The following is a 17,002-nucleotide window of genomic DNA, read 5'->3' on the forward strand; positions in this document are numbered from 1 at the left end:
TCACTTGAAAGCTATTTGAATCCACAGATCCCTGTTTAGCTCCCTTCAGCTAATTTTTGATAATGGGCCAAGGCCAATAACGGAAAAACGTATTCGTAACAATGATAATTGATATAAAAGGCTCCCGCCATTCCCCTTCCTTTCGGGTAGGCCTTTGCCCAATCTTTTTCTTTTCCATCTACTAAAAAAGCTGCGCCGCGTTTAATGTCAGGTGTGACTTCAGCCGCGGCTGAGATAAGTGTATCAAGGGCCCATGCTGTATGGGTGCGGGTACTTTCGCCCAACGGCACATAACAATTTTCGATATCGCTTTTACAGGATTCCCCCCACCCTCCGTCTTGATTTTGAATGGCTTTTAACCAGTTTACAGCCTTCTGAATGGCAGGATGCTTCGGGGAAATCCCAACCGCAACCATTCCCGTTACAGCCGCCCATGCGCCATAAATATAGACGCCCCAGCGCCCTACCCAAGAACCATCTGACTCTTGATTCTTTAACAGCCAACGAATCCCGCGTTTCACCATTGGATGATGAAAATCCAAATGGGTATAGTTCCCGAAAAACTCTAATGTCCTTCCCGTTAAATCAACCGTCGACGGATCAATCAACAAATCTTTTCCGCCCTCGATCGGTAACAGGTTCAATATTTTCTTATTTACATTCTTTTCGAATGCCGCCCATCCACCGTCATTGTTTTGCATGGAAATGAGCCAGCTGATTCCCCGATCCCATGCCTGTCGACAATCCACCCTTTCAATGGCTAACGTTCGAATCGCTCTTAGTGCTGCCGTTGTGTCGTCAATATCCGGATGGATTGTATTCATGTCCTCAAAGCCCCAGCCTCCCGGCAACAGGTCTGGTTCATGAATGACCCAATCCCCGTATTTGACATGTTGCCGGGAGAGGATATATCGGTTTGCCTTCTGGACGGTATTCGATGAATAAGGGATTCCGGATTCTTGCAGAGCATAGCTGATTAACGTCGTGTTCCAGACCGTAGCCGTCGCATATTGGCAGTGGAGTTCTCCATCAATCCGGCAGGTCATCTCCTTTAAGCCTTGCAAGGCACGGGTAATCACCGGATGTGTATTCGAATATCCCCTCGCCAATAAGGCAAAAATCATCATGGAAGTTGAACCGAAATAATTACATAAGGTGCCATCCGGTTCTATTCTATCCAGCATATATTGTTCGGCGCGATTTAAAGCTAACTCGCGAAGATTTCCGGGGTAGTCTTTCAGGCCTTTTATCCCTTTTTGAATCGAATCGATAACCGAGCGGAATTCCGGATCTTCTGTAAAAAAGCGATTTTCTTTTTTGAGATACAAATCAGAGAGATCAGGAGACCGCAGCGTTCTCCTGCTAAAACCCAAATTGGCCAGAATCAGTAACGGGATGATGTTCGTTCTGCCAAACATGGAGAAGTCAAAAAGATTAATTGGAAAGGAGTCCGGTATAAGCAGCACTTCAATCTTAATGGGGAAAGGCGGCCACTCGCACTGTCCGGTTAAAGCCAACAGGACTTTAAAAAACATATGGACTTCTGTAGCCCCTCCGTTGGCAAGGATAAACCGCCTGGCTGCCTGGATATCCGGGTCATCCCGATCCCGGTAACCGGAGTAAAGAAGGGCATAATAAGCTTCCACAGTGGACGTAAGGTTCCCTTTTCCTTCATCATAAAACAAACCCCATGAACCATCTTTCTGCTGTTTCCCTGCAATACGTTCCACCAGTTCTTTTATGAACGCCTCATCATTTATCTCCAATGTCCGCAATAAGATAATCATGTGACAGTCTGTTCCGATGCCGGTCTCAAAAGGATATTGCCAGGACCCGTCATCTGATTGGTCCCTAATGAACTGATCGACGATTCGGTTCATTTCCTCATTTACCCGATGTCCCATGTTACCCCCCTCTTTCGAATACTCACGTTGTATTCATATTCCTCTAGCAATATGAATATGCATTTCTTTAATGGGAGAATCGAACGCTGTTAAAATGAAATGTTGATAAGGGATGATGTATTTTTGCTTGATTCCTATTCGGATGTAAAGAAGGATTTGAAAAAAAAATTAAAAAGTAAATCTTCCGGCCTCCTGCCCTTTTTATCCGAAAACGATAAACAACGCATTCACTATATAAGAGAACAGACAAAACAACATAATCAAAACAATGTTACACGGACTCGGGCTTATTATAATTTTTATCTCGAGCATCCAGAAATCCATTGGGCCCTCCTTGGACATATGGTATCGAGGAACGTTGGCTGGAACATGACCGATTTAAAAGGGGATTTGCTGACAAAACTTCTGCCAGAAAGAGATCAGATGGCGATTTATTCTTTTTTGGAACGCGGCAGCTGGTTGATTTTTCAGGATGTGTATCCCCAGTGTTTGATTTATGACCTAAGTGTGAAAGCCAACCAGGAAATGTTCCACCTTTTACACTTTTTTCACATTTCCACCTTTATGGAAACGATGTGGCGTTATTTTTGGAACAGCGGGGATTCCTACACTCTTGCGATTGCGACTGTGATAAATGAACAAAGTTATTTGGAAAAAAGAGTGATCCAAAATGATCATTTTAAAAAAACCGTAACCGGTACGGCCAGCTTCAAGTTGTATGATTTTTTGCGTTTCAATCACATTCTTTTTCCATACTGTGCAGAGGGAAATAGGCAACGAGCCTTACTAGCCGGCGCTACCTCGCGCCATTTCACTTCACTTCACGAACGAATTTTATTCGGAAAAAGATTGTATGCCCTTCTTTTTCAGCGTACAAATATTTCAGCGGGCATTTTGAAATGGGCGAACGATCATCCCCATACGGGTTCACGAAAAGATTATTGGCCAGATTTGTTTAACGATGTAAACGAATTTTTCCCCCGTTCCCTTTATAAACCTCGGGTCAAGAATTGTAAGTTGAGAAAAGGCGCCGCCGACCGGTTGTACAGTCCACTGTTAAAATACGCCTGGCCGAATACTTCTCATGAAGATGCGGAAGGTGGTGACTGGTTTGAGGATTGGCATGTTCTGGACTATATTCATAAGGAAGTCGATGTGAATGGAGATATATTCGGGAATTATTGCAAAACGCTTGAAATAATTGAGCTTGCGGTCATGGGAAAGGAAGCCCTTCTGTTTCGGGAAGAGGAATAACCATCAACGTGCGGAGATTTTGACAGCTGTTCTATATATTTGCATTGGTCGCTCCTTTCATTTTGACTTTTATTCCTCGAATTGTTGATTGTGTACTTCGATTTAAGTGATCGGTTCCGTTATACAGCAGTTCAAATTAGATAAATGAAACAACATTCTTGTAGACTTCAGAGCCCCCGACAACTCCAATAGAAGTTGTCGGGGGCTCTGTGTAATATTGGACTAGATCAACATTATAAACGAATTTATAAAGCATAAAGATGTTATGATGACAATTTTATGCTTCAAGTCACACAAATAAAAAACCACCAATATATGTATTGGTGGAGACGGTGGGAGTCGAACCCACGTCCAGACATAACGGCACTTAAGCTTCTACGAGTGTAGTCGATATATTCGCATTTCGCGAACTCATTAGCCTATCGACAGGCGGCAGAGCAGCTAGTCTGATTGGTCTCTTCCTTCATCCTCAGACGGTGGATTCCGGCGTATCCCACTTAGAGTGAGTCCCTTACCCTACCACGTGGGCCATGGAGGGAGGAACAGCTATCGACTGTTATTAAGCAGCGAAAGCTAGGTTGTTGTTTTGTTTGCCAGTTATAGGCGTTGACGTTTTAACGAGGCCGATCCCCTCGACTCGCAACTTAAGCTCGAACTATCCCTGTCGAATCCGTAACGTCCCCATGATAGAAATGGAGCGTACGAGAAAAGAATAGTCAGCAAGTTGGCTGATATTCAATTGTCATCGGTACAGGATTAATTATAACAGATTGGTTCAAAAAATCAATTGTAAGGTCTTGGCAGTTCTACATCTTCTGCCGCTCACGGAAAGCACGTTCGATATCACGTTTCGCTTCCTTCTTCTTCAGGTCTTCACGCTTGTCATATTGTTTCTTCCCTTTACCCAGACCGATTAAAACCTTGGCAAAGCCATTTTTCAAATACATTTTCAATGGCACGATCGTGTAACCCGTTTCTTTCGTTTCGCCAATCAGTTTACTGATTTCTTTCTTATGCAAAAGAAGCTTCCGTGTCCTTAACGGGTCATGGTTAAACTGGTTTCCCTGCTCATATGGACTGACATGCATATTATGAAGATAGATTTCGCCATTTTCTATTTTAGCAAAGGCATCCTTCAAATTCACTCGGGCCGCACGGATTGACTTGATTTCCGTTCCTTTCAAAACGATACCCGCTTCAAACGTTTGTTCAATAAAGAAATCATGATAAGCTTTTTTATTTTGTGCTAGTTGTTTACCTGAGCCTTTTGGCATCTAACTCTCCCCTTTTTACATCCAATCGCGGCGAGAGGATGAAATGATCATCCCCCCGCCCAATCTTTATCTCTTTTTTGGTTTTCTCTTGCGCTTGGCAGCTGGCGCATTTTCGAAGAATTTTTTCTTCTTTTTCGGTTTTCTTCCAGAAGAAGGCGAATCTCCATTACGGCCGCCGCCTTTTCCTTCCTTACGCCCTCCATTGCCGCCTCGGCCGCGTTTGCGTTCGCCTGAATTGGCTTTGAATATTTTCTTCTCGCCAGATGGACGCGGACGGCTTACCTTCATGCCGATGATTTCAAAATCGATGGCGCGTTCCTCCTTATTGACGTTGGAAACACGTACGTCGATCTCATCGCCAATCCGGAACACATTACCGGTACGCTCCCCGATCATTGCAAGCTGACGCTCATCGAAGCGGTAATAATCATCCGTCATGAAGCTGACATGGACAAGTCCTTCAATGGTGTTCGGCAACTCGACGAACATCCCGAAATTCGTAACCGAACCAATGATCCCGGTATATTCTTCGCCGATCTTATCCAGCATATATTCCGCTTTCTTCAGATCATCCGTTTCCCGTTCAGCATCTACTGAGCGACGTTCACGTTTCGATGTGTGATCGGCAATCTCAGGTAAATTGGCATTCCATTTCTCCTTCGTGGCTTCATCCATTTTACCTTCCACCAAGTAGGTCCTGATCAACCTGTGCACAATCAAATCCGGGTAACGGCGAATCGGCGATGTGAAATGTGTATAAAACTCAGCAGATAAACCAAAGTGACCTAAGCTCTCCGGATCATATTTCGCCTGTTGCATGGAACGAAGCATGACGGTTGAAATGACCGTTTCTTCCGGTTTACCGGCAACTGCCTCAATGATTTCCTGTAACGCCTTAGGATGGACGTCATTGGCGGATCCCCGTACAATATATCCGAAATTCGTAATGAATTCGAAGAAACGCTGCAGCTTTTCCGGCTTTGGATCTTCATGAATACGGTAGATGAACGGAACGTCAAGACGGTGGAAATGCTCTGCAACGGTTTCATTTGCCGCAAGCATGAACTCTTCAATCAGCTTTTCCGCAACCGACCTTTCACGTAAAACTACATCAGTCGGATGGCCCTCTTCATCAACGATGACTCTCGCTTCATTGAAATCAAAGTCGATCGCACCGCGGTTCATCCGGTTTTTACGAAGGATGGCCGCTAACTTCTCCATGTCCTGGAACATTGGCACCAACGCTTCATAGCGTTCGAGCTGTTCTTCATCTTTATCCACAAGGATTTTATTCACATTGCCATATGTCATACGTTCCGTCGTCTTAATGACACTTTCAAAAATGTCATGATTGACGACTTTGCCATCTGGCGTGATTTCCATTTCACAAGAGAGTGTAAAACGATCGACTTGTGGGTTCAAGGAACAAATGCCATTCGATAAACGATGCGGGATCATCGGTATGACCCTGTCCACCAAATAAACGCTCGTCCCTCTTTCCAAAGCTTCCTTATCAATTGGAGATCCTTCCTTCACATAATGGCTGACATCAGCAATGTGAACACCCAGCTTGTAATTGCCATTTTCAAGTTTAGAAACAGTGACGGCGTCATCCAGGTCCTTTGCATCCGCTCCATCAATCGTGACCAAAACATCATTGCGCAAATCCCTGCGGTTGCCTATTTCACTTTCTTGAATGGTATCCGGAACGGCATTGGCTTGCTCCATTACGTCTTCCGGGAACTCCATCGGCAAACCATATTTATGGATGACAGAAAGAATATCCACGCCAGGGTCATTTTTATGCCCCAGAATTTCAATGACTTCGCCTTCGGCACTTATGCGTCCTTCAGGATAGGAAGTAAGCTTGACGACAACCTTATGCCCCTCTACCGCTCCATGTGAAGCGTGCTGCGGGATGAAGATATCACTTGCGATCTTTTTATCATCGGGTATGACGAAACCAAAACTTTTACTTTCAGAGTATGTACCGACCACTTGTGTAATTCCGCGTTCAAGGATTCTGATGACCGTGCCTTCTTGCCTTGAGCCGGATGTTTCCGAAGATACTCGTACCATGACGACATCCCCATGCATCGCTGTGCCCGTTTCATTTGGCGGAATGAAAATATCATCCATTCCTGGGTTGTCCTCAGGTGTCACAAAGGCAAACCCCTTTGCATGCCCCGTTAATTTACCGCGGAACAAATTCATTTTTTGCGGCAGGCCGTAACGATTGCTTCTTGTTCTGACCACCAATCCCTTTTCTTCCATTTTCACTAAAGCCTTAACGAAGTTCTTGAAATCTGCCGAGTCTTCGATTTTCAAAGCCTCTTCCAGTTCTTGTACCGTTAACGGCTTATACGCTTCATCCGTCATGTAGGTCAGAAGCTTATTAATATGTTCTTGAATGTTATCTTCCATGAAAACCCTCCTATTCAGGGTATAATAAATTTGTTATTCGGACCAATCCAGACTTTCTAAAAATTCCAATACATCTTCATGCAACTGGTCTTTTTCTTTATCAAGAGTTATGACATGGCCGGATTCTTCATACCACTTGATTCGTTTGACCGGTGATTCAATGGAATCAATAATAATATCGGCACTTTTTGGATTGATAACATCATCATGCCGGCCCTGCACGACAAATGTCGGAGCGTAAATAAGGTCGACGTGTTCTCTTACATCCGTTATCAATTCCTGAAGGGCCTTCAATGTATTCATCGGTTTATCGGCAAGGAGGTCCATTTCAAGCTCTATTTGCTCTTGAGTTTTTCCTTCATACTTCTTAAATTCTCTGGCGTACTCCAATACTCCTTTAAACATCATTTCTTCACTTTTAATATGCATAGGCGCACACATCGATACGATACCCTTTATAGGTACAGTGTAACCTAATTTTAGAGAAAATACGCCTCCTAATGAGAGTCCGGCAACAGCAATTTCTTCATGGCCTTTGCTTTTCAGAAAATCATAGGCCATCATGACATCTTTCCACCAATCTTCCGGGCCCGTTTTCACCAGCTCCTCTGGCGGGACGCCATGCCCTTTATAGTGCGGGGCATGGCAGGTGTATCCCTGTGTCTCCAAGTAACGGCCCAGCATCCGTACATCCGCCGAATTCCCCGTAAATCCATGTAAAAGTAAGACAGCCCTTTTTCCGGCTTCAAAAGTAAAGGGCTGCTGCAGCTTGATTTTCATGACTTCAAACTCCTTTATCAGTAAATAGAATGAAAAATATCCCTATCCTATAATTAAGTACTAAAATCACTATATCTATTCATGCAACTATTGTGCAAAGAAAAAAGCCTAGCTAATTAGCTAGACTCATTTTTGATCCATTACACATCAAAGAAAGCAACAAGTAAAGTTAAAGCAAAGAATAAAATCGCCAATACTATCGTTGCACGATGTAAAATCAGGTCCAAACCGCGTGCCTTTTGCTTTCCGAATAGCTGCTCGGCACCGCCGGCAATCGCACCAGATAAACCTGCACTCTTACCTGATTGAAGCAATACCGTCACAATGAGGGCGATACTGACAATCACTAAAAGCGTTATGAGAAATGCATGCATGCAATTACACCTCCTGAAGAACCAATAAACAATTACTTTAACTTTACCACACCCAATAAATATCCACAATCTTTGTTATACTATGATGGTAAGAATTCCTAAAACCCATAGTCATTTATTTCTTTTTGAAACAAAGTTTGAGATAATTTGCATAAATAGAGAAAGAGGTGTCAACATGTTTAAGTCCATACTTCGGATTCTTGATCTCCTGACCATCCTATTCTCGGCGGTTGCCGGCTATTCTTTATGGACAGGCGGAAGCAATCTTATCAGTGTCCTATTAATCATCCTATCACCGCTTTTATTGCTGCTGGCAAAGTATCACGGAAATCGATACTTATTATTTGCTGCATATATCACGACAACCGTTTATTTTACTGCTATTATTTATAATGGACTTTCCAATAGCGGTATCGACTTTTTCCAATCAAGCTTCCATGTCCTCCTGATCGGGGCAGCAGCCGTCTTGCTGAGCATCATAGCAGCGGTCATCGGGTTTGGGACCAATACCCTTACGATCCTTTGGTTATCGCTGCACGGTCTTGTCACATTCGAGACAATCAGGATGTCATCTGGTTTCCTTTCGCACTTTTGGTCTGATCCCGTCGTGCAAACCGCAATCCGTAATGATTATCCTTTTTTGTTGATGGTGGTCTGGATTGGCTTATTTCTTGATAAATATCAAAGTGAATTAACAAGGGATTACTTATCACGATAATCTTTCAAAACCATTTTTATTGGAAATCTTATATTAAAAGCAAGGGGCCTTTCATATGTTAAAACCTATATTTGCAGCAACTGCTCTATCATCTTTCATTCTGATGGCTGGCTGTTCATTCGACCTGACCAGCGATGATAAAAAAGAGCCAAAAGAAGAACAACCGAGCTCCCAGGATAAGGAGTCAGAAACTGATAAGAATCATGATTCAAATGAATCGGCCCAACGTCAGGTGGAAGTTGATGAAACGGTTAAGCCCGCACAGGCTGGCCTTCAGACATTAGCCAACCCGGAAAGCATACCTGTACTTGTCAATAAACAATACAGCCTGCCGGAAGATTACAAACCTGATGACCTTATCTACCCAAAAGTGGATTTCATCTTTCAAGATAAAATTGAAAAAAGAATGATGCGCGAAGAAGCGGGAAAGGCTCTTGAAAAAATGTTCCAGGCTGCCGAAAAAGAAAACATGCACTTTGCCGGTGTTTCCGCGTACCGTTCACATCAAACACAAATCACGGTCTTTAATAACTATGTGGCAAAGGACGGGGAAGAAAAAGCGAAAACCTACAGTGCAATGCCTGGGACAAGCGAGCATGAAACGGGTCTCGCGATTGATGTTACGACCCACGACGGTGCATGTGCTGCCCAAGACTGCTTCGGTGATACGAATGAAGCGACCTGGCTTGCCGAGCATGCCCATGAATATGGATTTATCATCCGCTATCCGGAAGGCAAGGAAAACATCACAGGGTATAAATACGAACCATGGCACATCCGCTATGTAGGTGTCGATGCCGCCACTGAAATTTTCCAAACGAAGAGCACATTGGAAGAATACTATAATGCCGTACCAGTGGAAGCTGTATCGAATAAATAAAAAAAAGGTGCCCGGATGCGGCACCTTTTTTTTATTAATCAAACGTTTGATTAACTCCTTTTATCAGCCCTGAACCAAGCCGGAATCAGTGACTGGACGGCTACGTTAAAGGCAAAAAAACCTCCCAATCAATGTGCATTCTCACATTGATTGGGAGGTTAAAAGAAATCATTATAATGAATCCATCCGCTTCTCGTCAGAAGCGGAATCCCCAAATAATTACTTCTTCAAGTTATAGAAAGATTTCAACCCGCCATATACAGCCAAGTCACCAAGCTGGTCTTCGATGCGAAGTAGTTGGTTGTATTTAGCGATACGGTCTGTACGGGACATGGAACCCGTTTTGATTTGGCCTGCGTTTGTTGCAACGGCGATGTCAGCGATCGTTGCATCTTCCGTTTCACCGGAACGGTGGGAAACGACTGCAGTGTAGCCTGCGCGTTTAGCCATTTCGATTGCATCAAACGTTTCAGTCAGTGTACCAATTTGGTTCACTTTGATCAGGATGGAGTTACCGATGCCTTTTTCGATGCCTTCAGCCAATTTTTTCGTGTTCGTTACGAAAAGATCGTCACCCACTAATTGAACTTTAGAACCGATGCGCTCCGTTAAAAGCTTATGGCCATCCCAGTCATTTTCATCCAAGCCGTCTTCGATGGAAATAATAGGGAACTCATTCACTAGCTCTTCATAGAAAGCAACCATTTCTTCGGATGTAACGCCATTGCGGCCTTCTCCTGCAAGATCATATTTGCCTGTTTCTTTGTTATAGAATTCAGATGAAGCTACGTCCATGCCAAGGTAGATATCTTCGCCTGCTTTGTAGCCAGCTTTTTCGATCGCTTCGATGATGACTTGCAACGCTTCACGGTTTGAACCAAGGTTTGGCGCAAAGCCGCCCTCATCGCCGACTGCCGTATTCAAGCCTTTGGCAGAAAGGACAGATTTCAACGCATGGAATACTTCAGCACCCATACGAACTGCTTCTTTGAAGCTAGGAGCACCTACAGGAAGGATCATGAATTCCTGGAAGTCAACATTGTTATCGGCATGTGATCCTCCGTTAATGATGTTCATCATTGGAGTGGGAAGTTGTTTCGCATTGAACCCACCAAGGTAACGGTACAATGGTAAACCTGAAAATTCCGCAGCAGCATGGGCAGCAGCCATTGACACGCCAAGGATTGCATTAGCTCCCAGGTTTCCTTTGTTTTCAGTGCCATCCAATTCAATCATAGTAAGGTCAAGGCCTGCTTGGTTCGTTACATCCAAACCGATGACAGCTTCAGCAATGATATCATTTACATTATCAACTGCTTTTTGTACCCCTTTACCCAGGTAACGAGATTTATCTCCGTCACGAAGCTCAACCGCTTCATGTTCCCCTGTTGAAGCACCTGATGGTACGATCGCACGTCCGAAGTATCCGGACTCTGTTTGGATTTCTACTTCTATTGTTGGATTACCACGGGAATCTAGCACTTCGCGTGCATATACATGTTCAATGTACGGCATTATAAATCTCTCCTTTTCCTATTCACAATTTTATTTAGATAATAGGGATTTCCCTGTCATTTCAACAGGTTTTTCGACTCCAAGCAAATCAAGCATCGTTGGAGCTAAATCGCCTAAGATACCACCTGTTCTTAATGTTACCTGATTTTTTGTGATAATGACAGGCACGGGATTCGTAGTATGGGCTGTCATGGGGTCGCCTTCAAGCGTTACGACTTCATCAGCATTACCATGGTCAGCCGTAATGATTGCTGTACCGCCTTTTGAGACGATTAAATCCACAATCCTGCCTAGACATTCATCCACTGTTTCAATCGCTTTAATGGTAGGCTCAAGCATCCCTGAATGACCAACCATGTCCGGGTTGGCAAAATTCAAGAGAATGGCATCAAAACGGTCAGCCTCAATCTGTTCCACCAATGCATCCGTCACTTCATAAGCACTCATTTCCGGTTTTAAATCATATGTAGCGACTTTCGGAGAATTAATTAAAATCCTCTCTTCACCAGGAAACTTCTCTTCACGTCCGCCGCTCATGAAAAACGTCACATGCGGATATTTTTCAGTTTCAGCGATACGAAGCTGGGTAAGCTGGTTTTGGGAAAGTACTTCCCCTAATGTATTATCAAGATTTGTCGGTTTAAATGCAACATATCCGTCAACTGTTTCTGAAAAATGTGTCAAACAGACAAAATGGAGATGCTTCGGATGTCCGGGACCGCGGTCAAATGAGCGAAAATCCTCATTCGTGAACGTATTGGAAATCTGGATCGCCCGATCTGGACGGAAGTTATAAAAGATTACGGCATCATCATCTTTTATCGTTGCCATCGGTTTACCGTCTTCCGCCGTTATGACCGAAGGTATCACGAATTCGTCAAAAATGCCATGTTCGTAGGAATCCTCGACACATTCCATCGCAGAAGAGTAAGCAGGGCCATCACCATACACCATCGAACGGTAGGATTTTTCCACACGTTCCCAGCGCTTATCACGGTCCATCGAATAATATCTTCCGGATATGGTCGCAAACTGACCAACACCGATTTCCTTCATTTTCGCTTCCGCTTCCTTAATAAAACCCTGTGCCGTTTTCGGTCCCACATCACGGCCATCTAAAAATGCATGTACATATACATTTTTAACTCCTTCTTTTGCGGCCAATTTCAGGAGGGCATACATATGATCAATATGACTGTGCACGCCGCCATCTGAAAGAAGACCGAAAAGATGAAGGTCCGTGCCTTTTTCCTTAGTATGGTTCATGGCATCGACCAAAGTTGGGTTTTGTGCAAACTCGCCTTCACGGATAGCCAGGTTCACCCGGGTCAGACTTTGATAAACGATCCGTCCTGCCCCGATATTCAAATGCCCCACTTCCGAGTTCCCCATTTGACCGGCAGGCAAGCCGACCGCTTCCCCGCTTGCCGTTAAATGGGAATGCGGATACTGTTCCCAATAACGGTCAAAGTTCGGTTTTTTCGCATGATAAACAGCATTTCCCTTTTCTTCGTTACGGCAGCCAAAACCGTCTAAGATAATAAGTGCCACAGGCGACTTACTCATAGTGACCAGCCTCCAGCAATTGTAAAAATGAATCGGATTTCAAACTTGCACCGCCAACCAATGCACCGTCTATATCAGGTTGTGCCATGTACTCTTTAATATTCTCAGGTTTTACACTGCCACCGTACTGAATGCGGATGGCTGCAGCCGCTTCATTTGAAAATTTGTCGGCAACAACTGAACGGATATGTGCACAAACTTCATTTGCATCTTGAGCAGATGACGATTTCCCTGTTCCAATCGCCCAAATCGGCTCATAAGCAATAACGGCTTGCTTCAATTGATCGTCAGATAATCCTGCCAAGCCTTTTTCAATCTGGCTGCCTACGAAATCATTCGTTTCGCCAGCTTCCCTTTGCTCAAGTGTTTCACCGCAGCATACGATCGGTGTCAACTTGTGGGCAAAAGCGGCATGAGCTTTTTTATTAACGGCTTCATCCGTTTCGTTGAACATTTCCCGGCGCTCGGAATGACCAAGTATGACGTAGGATACACCAAGATCAGCCAATGCGATTGGGCTGATTTCTCCTGTGAAAGCACCGCTTTCTTCAAAGTGCATGTTCTGCGCCCCAATTTTCACATCGGTTCCTTTTGCTGCTTGAACCAGCTGATCCAAAAATAAAGCTGGAGCACATACAACCGTATCGATTACATCTTGCTTCGGAATCAAATTGCTCACTTCTTCTAAAAAAGCAGTCGCTTCAGATAGTGTTTTATTCATTTTCCAGTTTCCTGCAATAATCGGTTTACGCATTTGGTTCCTCATCCCTTCTAAAGTTGAAATATGTAACGGATTGATCTTATTTATCGTTCAAGGCCACAACGCCAGGCAACTCTTTGCCTTCCATGAACTCAAGAGATGCACCGCCGCCAGTTGAAATATGGGACATCTTTTCTGCCAAGCCAAACTTTTCTGCAGCTGCGGCTGAATCCCCTCCGCCTACAATGCTGTACGTATCTTTCGCTTCCGCCAATGCTTCAGCAACCGTTCTCGTTCCATTCGCAAATTTATCGAACTCGAATACACCCATTGGTCCATTCCAAATGACAAGCTTAGAACTTTTGATCACATCCGCAAATAAATCACTTGTTTTTGGACCGATATCAAGAGCCATTTTATCATTTGGAATAGCATCGATATCGACATTCTCTGCCTCTGCATCAGGTGAAAATTCAGCCGTTACGACTGCATCGATAGGCAAATGAAGTTTTACGCCTTTTTCTTTTGCACTTTCGATGAAAGATTTGGCCAATTCTATTTTGTCTTCTTCCAATAAAGAATTACCGATTTCATGACCTTGCGCTTTAATGAATGTATAACCCAGACCACCACCAATGATCAAGTGATCGACTTTTTCCAAAAGGTTTTCGATAACGCCTATCTTATCCTTTACTTTTGCTCCGCCAATTATAGCTGTAAAAGGACGTTCCGGGTTCGATAGGGCTTTTCCTAGTACGGAAAGCTCTTTTTCCATCAGCAATCCGGCAACAGCTGGAAGATGGTGCGCTATCCCTTCAGTTGAAGCATGTGCACGATGCGCAGCTCCGAATGCATCGTTAACATAAACATCAGCCAGTGCAGCGAATGACTTCGCTAATTCTTGATCGTTTTTCTCTTCTCCTGGATAGAAACGAACGTTTTCCAACAACAGGATCTCGCCATTTTGCATGTTAGCAATGATTGATTGCACGTTCTCTCCATATGCTTCTTCTGCCTGTTGCACGTCTTTGCCACTAAGTTCGCTTAGTCTTTTTGCAACAGGTGCCAGACGCAATTCTTCAACGACTTGTCCTTTAGGACGGCCAAGGTGGCTGGCCAGGATGACTTTAGCCCCCTGTTCCGTCAGATAGGAAATCGTCGGCAGTGCTGCTTTGATTCTAGTATCGTCCGAAATCTCCCCGTCCTGCATCGGCACATTGAAATCAACACGGCAAAATACGCGTTTCCCCTTTAATTCAATATCTTTAATCGACTTTTTATTCATAATCCAAGAACCTCCTTAGATATTGTTATCATATTTTTGATCCTTTTAGTCAAAAAGGGAGAGGGCAAATTTCCCAACTCCCCTTTTCTCTTTTTCATTATAGTCGGTTTCCAGGAAATTATCCAAAAACAAGAAATGTAAACGCTTGACTGATTAATGACTTACTAATAATATCATCTTCTGCCAAGTTTTTTTAGAGGTGTGATAAAAAAAACCTCACCTTGGTGAGGTTTTTTTATTATTCTAATTACAATCCTTTTTTAGCCAAATAGTCGATCAAATCAACAACACGGCTAGAATATCCTGTTTCATTATCATACCAAGATAATACTTTAACCATGTTTCCTTCCATTACCATTGTGGAAAGGGCATCAATTGTAGATGATGATGGGTTACCGTTATAGTCAGTTGATACTAGCGGAAGTTCGCTGTACTCAAGGATTCCTTTCAATTCGCCTTCAGAAGCCTTTTTGAATGCTGCATTAACTTCTTCAACTGTTGTGTCTTTTTCAAGCTCTGCAACAAGGTCGACAACAGACACGTTTGGAGTAGGTACGCGCATTGCCATACCATTCAACTTCCCTTTAAGTTCAGGAAGGACAAGTGCAACAGCTTTTGCTGCCCCAGTTGTTGTAGGAATGATATTCTCGGCAGCTGCACGTGCACGGCGGTAATCTTTATGAGGCAAATCAAGGATTTGCTGATCATTTGTATAAGAGTGAACTGTAGTCATCATACCGCGTTTGATTCCGAATTGTTCATGAAGCACTTTAGCAAATGGAGCCAAGCAGTTCGTTGTACAAGAAGCATTAGAGATTACATGGTGGTTTGCTGCATCATATTTGTCTTCATTTACACCCATGACAATCGTGATATCTTCATCAGATGCAGGAGCAGAGATGATTACTTTTTTCGCGCCCGCTTCTAAATGCTTAGCTGCATCTGCACGTTTTGTGAAACGTCCCGTAGATTCTACAACTACTTCTACTCCTAGTTCACCCCATGCTAATTGTGCAGGATCACGTTCAGCCAATACTTTTACTTTGTGACCATCAACAACAAGGTAATCCCCATCAACTGTTACTTTTTCATTAAGAGATCCATGAATTGTATCGTATTGAAGAAGGTGCGCTAACATATTAGCATCCGTTAAGTCGTTAATAGCAACAATCTCTACCCCAGGATTACTCAATGCTGCACGGAATACATTACGTCCAATACGTCCAAAACCATTAATACCAACTTTTACTGCCATGAAAAATTCCTCCTTTTAAGTTCGCAAATATATTAAGGGGTGTAATTCCCCTGAATTAACTCTTGTGCCGCCGCTTCATCCGTGATCAAAACGGTTGATGAAGGTGCGCCTTTCATGTAGGAGCGGATAGCCTTTGCTTTAGTTTTACCACCTGCCACAGTTATCACTCGCTTTTCAGGGCTAAGATCATCTAACTGAATGCCGACTGTCAAAACTTTATGAACAACTTTGCCGTTTTCATCGTAGTAATAACCGAATGCCTCTCCTACAGCATTTCCATCTAACAGCTTCTTTAACATTTCTGGCGAAGAATTTCTTCTCTCTGCCATCGCCATGGCATCACCGATTCCATGAATGATCATATCGGCAGATTTAATTTGGGAAATCACTTCTTTAATTGCAGGTTCCTTCTGAAACGAAGCATAAACCTCACCGCTTAATTGATCGGGTACATATAGCACTCTGTATGAAGCCTGTGCCTTCTGTGCCATTTTTTCGACAATCGTATTGGCCTGATTCTGCACTGCTTCACCGATTCCCCCGCGGGCAGGGACAAATATCAATTTCTTCGACGCTTCATCAGGAGACAACGAATTGGCCACTTCGGCCATTGTCGATCCGCCAGTAACCGCAATGATATTCTTTGAGTTCCATTCCCGTTTCATACGGTTTGCACAAGCTTTACCCAATTCTTTTTTCACCCATGGGGTCTCATCACAATTTCCTGAGACGATAATGACCTCATCCACTTGTAACAAATCCTGCAATTGCCGTTCCATTATGTCTATACCCATTACTTCACGCATTATTCCTTCTAACTTATCCAGGATTTCAATCCCTTCATCAGTCAGCGTCATGCCAGAGCTGAATATGTTAACCAGGTTCTGACTTTTCAGAAAATCAACCTCGCCTCTAAGCGTCCGTTCTGTCAAATTAAGGCTCACGGACAGACTGCGCCTTCCAACCGGCTGCATCATTTTGATATAACGCAGGATATCATATCTTTTTTGCATAACCAGAAGGAAATCTGGTAATAATTTTCTTTGTACCTCGAGTAATGTACGCATATCTAA

General features: G+C 43.6%; 14 protein-coding genes and 1 other RNA gene. 3 read left to right on the forward strand and 12 right to left on the reverse strand.

The window, feature by feature from the left end; genetic code table 11:
• Positions 1–35: 35 nt before the first annotated feature.
• Positions 36–1,904 carry a squalene--hopene cyclase gene (shc, locus tag N0M92_RS13655; RefSeq protein WP_260286279.1) on the reverse strand — a complete coding sequence of 623 codons (1,869 nt, stop codon included), beginning with the start codon at positions 1,902–1,904 and terminating at the stop codon, positions 36–38.
• A gap of 99 nt (positions 1,905–2,003) precedes the next feature.
• Between shc and N0M92_RS13660 the strand changes: the two genes are divergently transcribed.
• The gene (locus tag N0M92_RS13660) at positions 2,004–3,158 is read left to right on the forward strand and encodes a DUF2515 domain-containing protein (protein ID WP_260286280.1); all 1,155 of its coding nucleotides are present in this window, start codon (positions 2,004–2,006) and stop codon (positions 3,156–3,158) included.
• 321 nt (positions 3,159–3,479) lie between these two features.
• On the opposite strand, the gene ssrA is transcribed toward N0M92_RS13660, so the two are convergent.
• The 5 genes from ssrA to secG form a co-directional block, all read right to left on the reverse strand.
• Positions 3,480–3,841, reverse strand: a transfer-messenger RNA (tmRNA) gene (gene ssrA / locus N0M92_RS13665).
• A gap of 123 nt (positions 3,842–3,964) precedes the next feature.
• Positions 3,965–4,432 (reverse strand): SsrA-binding protein SmpB, encoded by a 468-nt coding sequence (gene smpB / locus N0M92_RS13670; protein WP_260286281.1) that lies wholly within the window; start codon positions 4,430–4,432, stop codon positions 3,965–3,967.
• A 66-nt stretch (positions 4,433–4,498) separates the two neighbouring features.
• The gene (rnr, locus tag N0M92_RS13675) at positions 4,499–6,856 is read right to left on the reverse strand and encodes a ribonuclease R (RefSeq protein ID WP_260286282.1); all 2,358 of its coding nucleotides are present in this window, start codon (positions 6,854–6,856) and stop codon (positions 4,499–4,501) included.
• Positions 6,857–6,889: 33 nt separating this feature from the next.
• Positions 6,890–7,636 carry an alpha/beta hydrolase gene (locus N0M92_RS13680; protein ID WP_260286283.1) on the reverse strand — a complete coding sequence of 249 codons (747 nt, stop codon included), beginning with the start codon at positions 7,634–7,636 and terminating at the stop codon, positions 6,890–6,892.
• Positions 7,637–7,776: 140 nt separating this feature from the next.
• Positions 7,777–8,010: a preprotein translocase subunit SecG gene (gene secG, locus N0M92_RS13685; protein WP_057912046.1), complete on the reverse strand. Its 234-nt coding sequence runs from the start codon at positions 8,008–8,010 to the stop codon at positions 7,777–7,779.
• Between the two features lie 175 nt (positions 8,011–8,185).
• Between secG and N0M92_RS13690 the strand changes: the two genes are divergently transcribed.
• Complete coding sequence (locus tag N0M92_RS13690; protein WP_260286284.1) at positions 8,186–8,728, forward strand: hypothetical protein; 543 nt, start codon at positions 8,186–8,188, stop codon at positions 8,726–8,728.
• Between the two features lie 55 nt (positions 8,729–8,783).
• The gene (locus N0M92_RS13695) at positions 8,784–9,608 is read left to right on the forward strand and encodes a M15 family metallopeptidase (RefSeq protein ID WP_260286285.1); all 825 of its coding nucleotides are present in this window, start codon (positions 8,784–8,786) and stop codon (positions 9,606–9,608) included.
• A 219-nt stretch (positions 9,609–9,827) separates the two neighbouring features.
• Here N0M92_RS13695 and eno read toward each other — a convergent pair whose 3' ends face one another.
• The 6 genes from eno to N0M92_RS13725 form a co-directional block, all read right to left on the reverse strand.
• On the reverse strand, positions 9,828–11,123 hold the full coding sequence (gene eno, locus N0M92_RS13700; protein WP_034309992.1) for a phosphopyruvate hydratase: 1,296 nt from the start codon (positions 11,121–11,123) through the stop codon (positions 9,828–9,830).
• A gap of 30 nt (positions 11,124–11,153) precedes the next feature.
• Positions 11,154–12,689, reverse strand: coding sequence for a 2,3-bisphosphoglycerate-independent phosphoglycerate mutase (gene gpmI / locus N0M92_RS13705; RefSeq protein WP_260286286.1), 1,536 nt, complete (start codon positions 12,687–12,689; stop codon positions 11,154–11,156).
• Complete coding sequence (gene tpiA, locus N0M92_RS13710; protein WP_106027029.1) at positions 12,682–13,443, reverse strand: triose-phosphate isomerase; 762 nt, start codon at positions 13,441–13,443, stop codon at positions 12,682–12,684. Before tpiA ends, gpmI begins: the two co-directional genes overlap by 8 nt.
• Positions 13,444–13,489: 46 nt before the next feature.
• Positions 13,490–14,674 carry a phosphoglycerate kinase gene (locus N0M92_RS13715; RefSeq protein ID WP_260286287.1) on the reverse strand — a complete coding sequence of 395 codons (1,185 nt, stop codon included), beginning with the start codon at positions 14,672–14,674 and terminating at the stop codon, positions 13,490–13,492.
• Between the two features lie 247 nt (positions 14,675–14,921).
• Positions 14,922–15,929, reverse strand: a complete 1,008-nt coding sequence (gene gap, locus N0M92_RS13720) for a type I glyceraldehyde-3-phosphate dehydrogenase (protein ID WP_076368241.1) — start codon at positions 15,927–15,929, stop codon at positions 14,922–14,924.
• 32 nt (positions 15,930–15,961) lie between these two features.
• Complete coding sequence (locus N0M92_RS13725; RefSeq protein ID WP_098371545.1) at positions 15,962–16,996, reverse strand: sugar-binding transcriptional regulator; 1,035 nt, start codon at positions 16,994–16,996, stop codon at positions 15,962–15,964.
• Between the last annotated feature and the right edge of the window lie 6 nt (positions 16,997–17,002).

Source organism: Peribacillus aracenensis, assembly GCF_025175645.1.
GTDB classification, from domain to species: domain Bacteria; phylum Bacillota; class Bacilli; order Bacillales; family DSM-1321; genus Peribacillus; species Peribacillus aracenensis.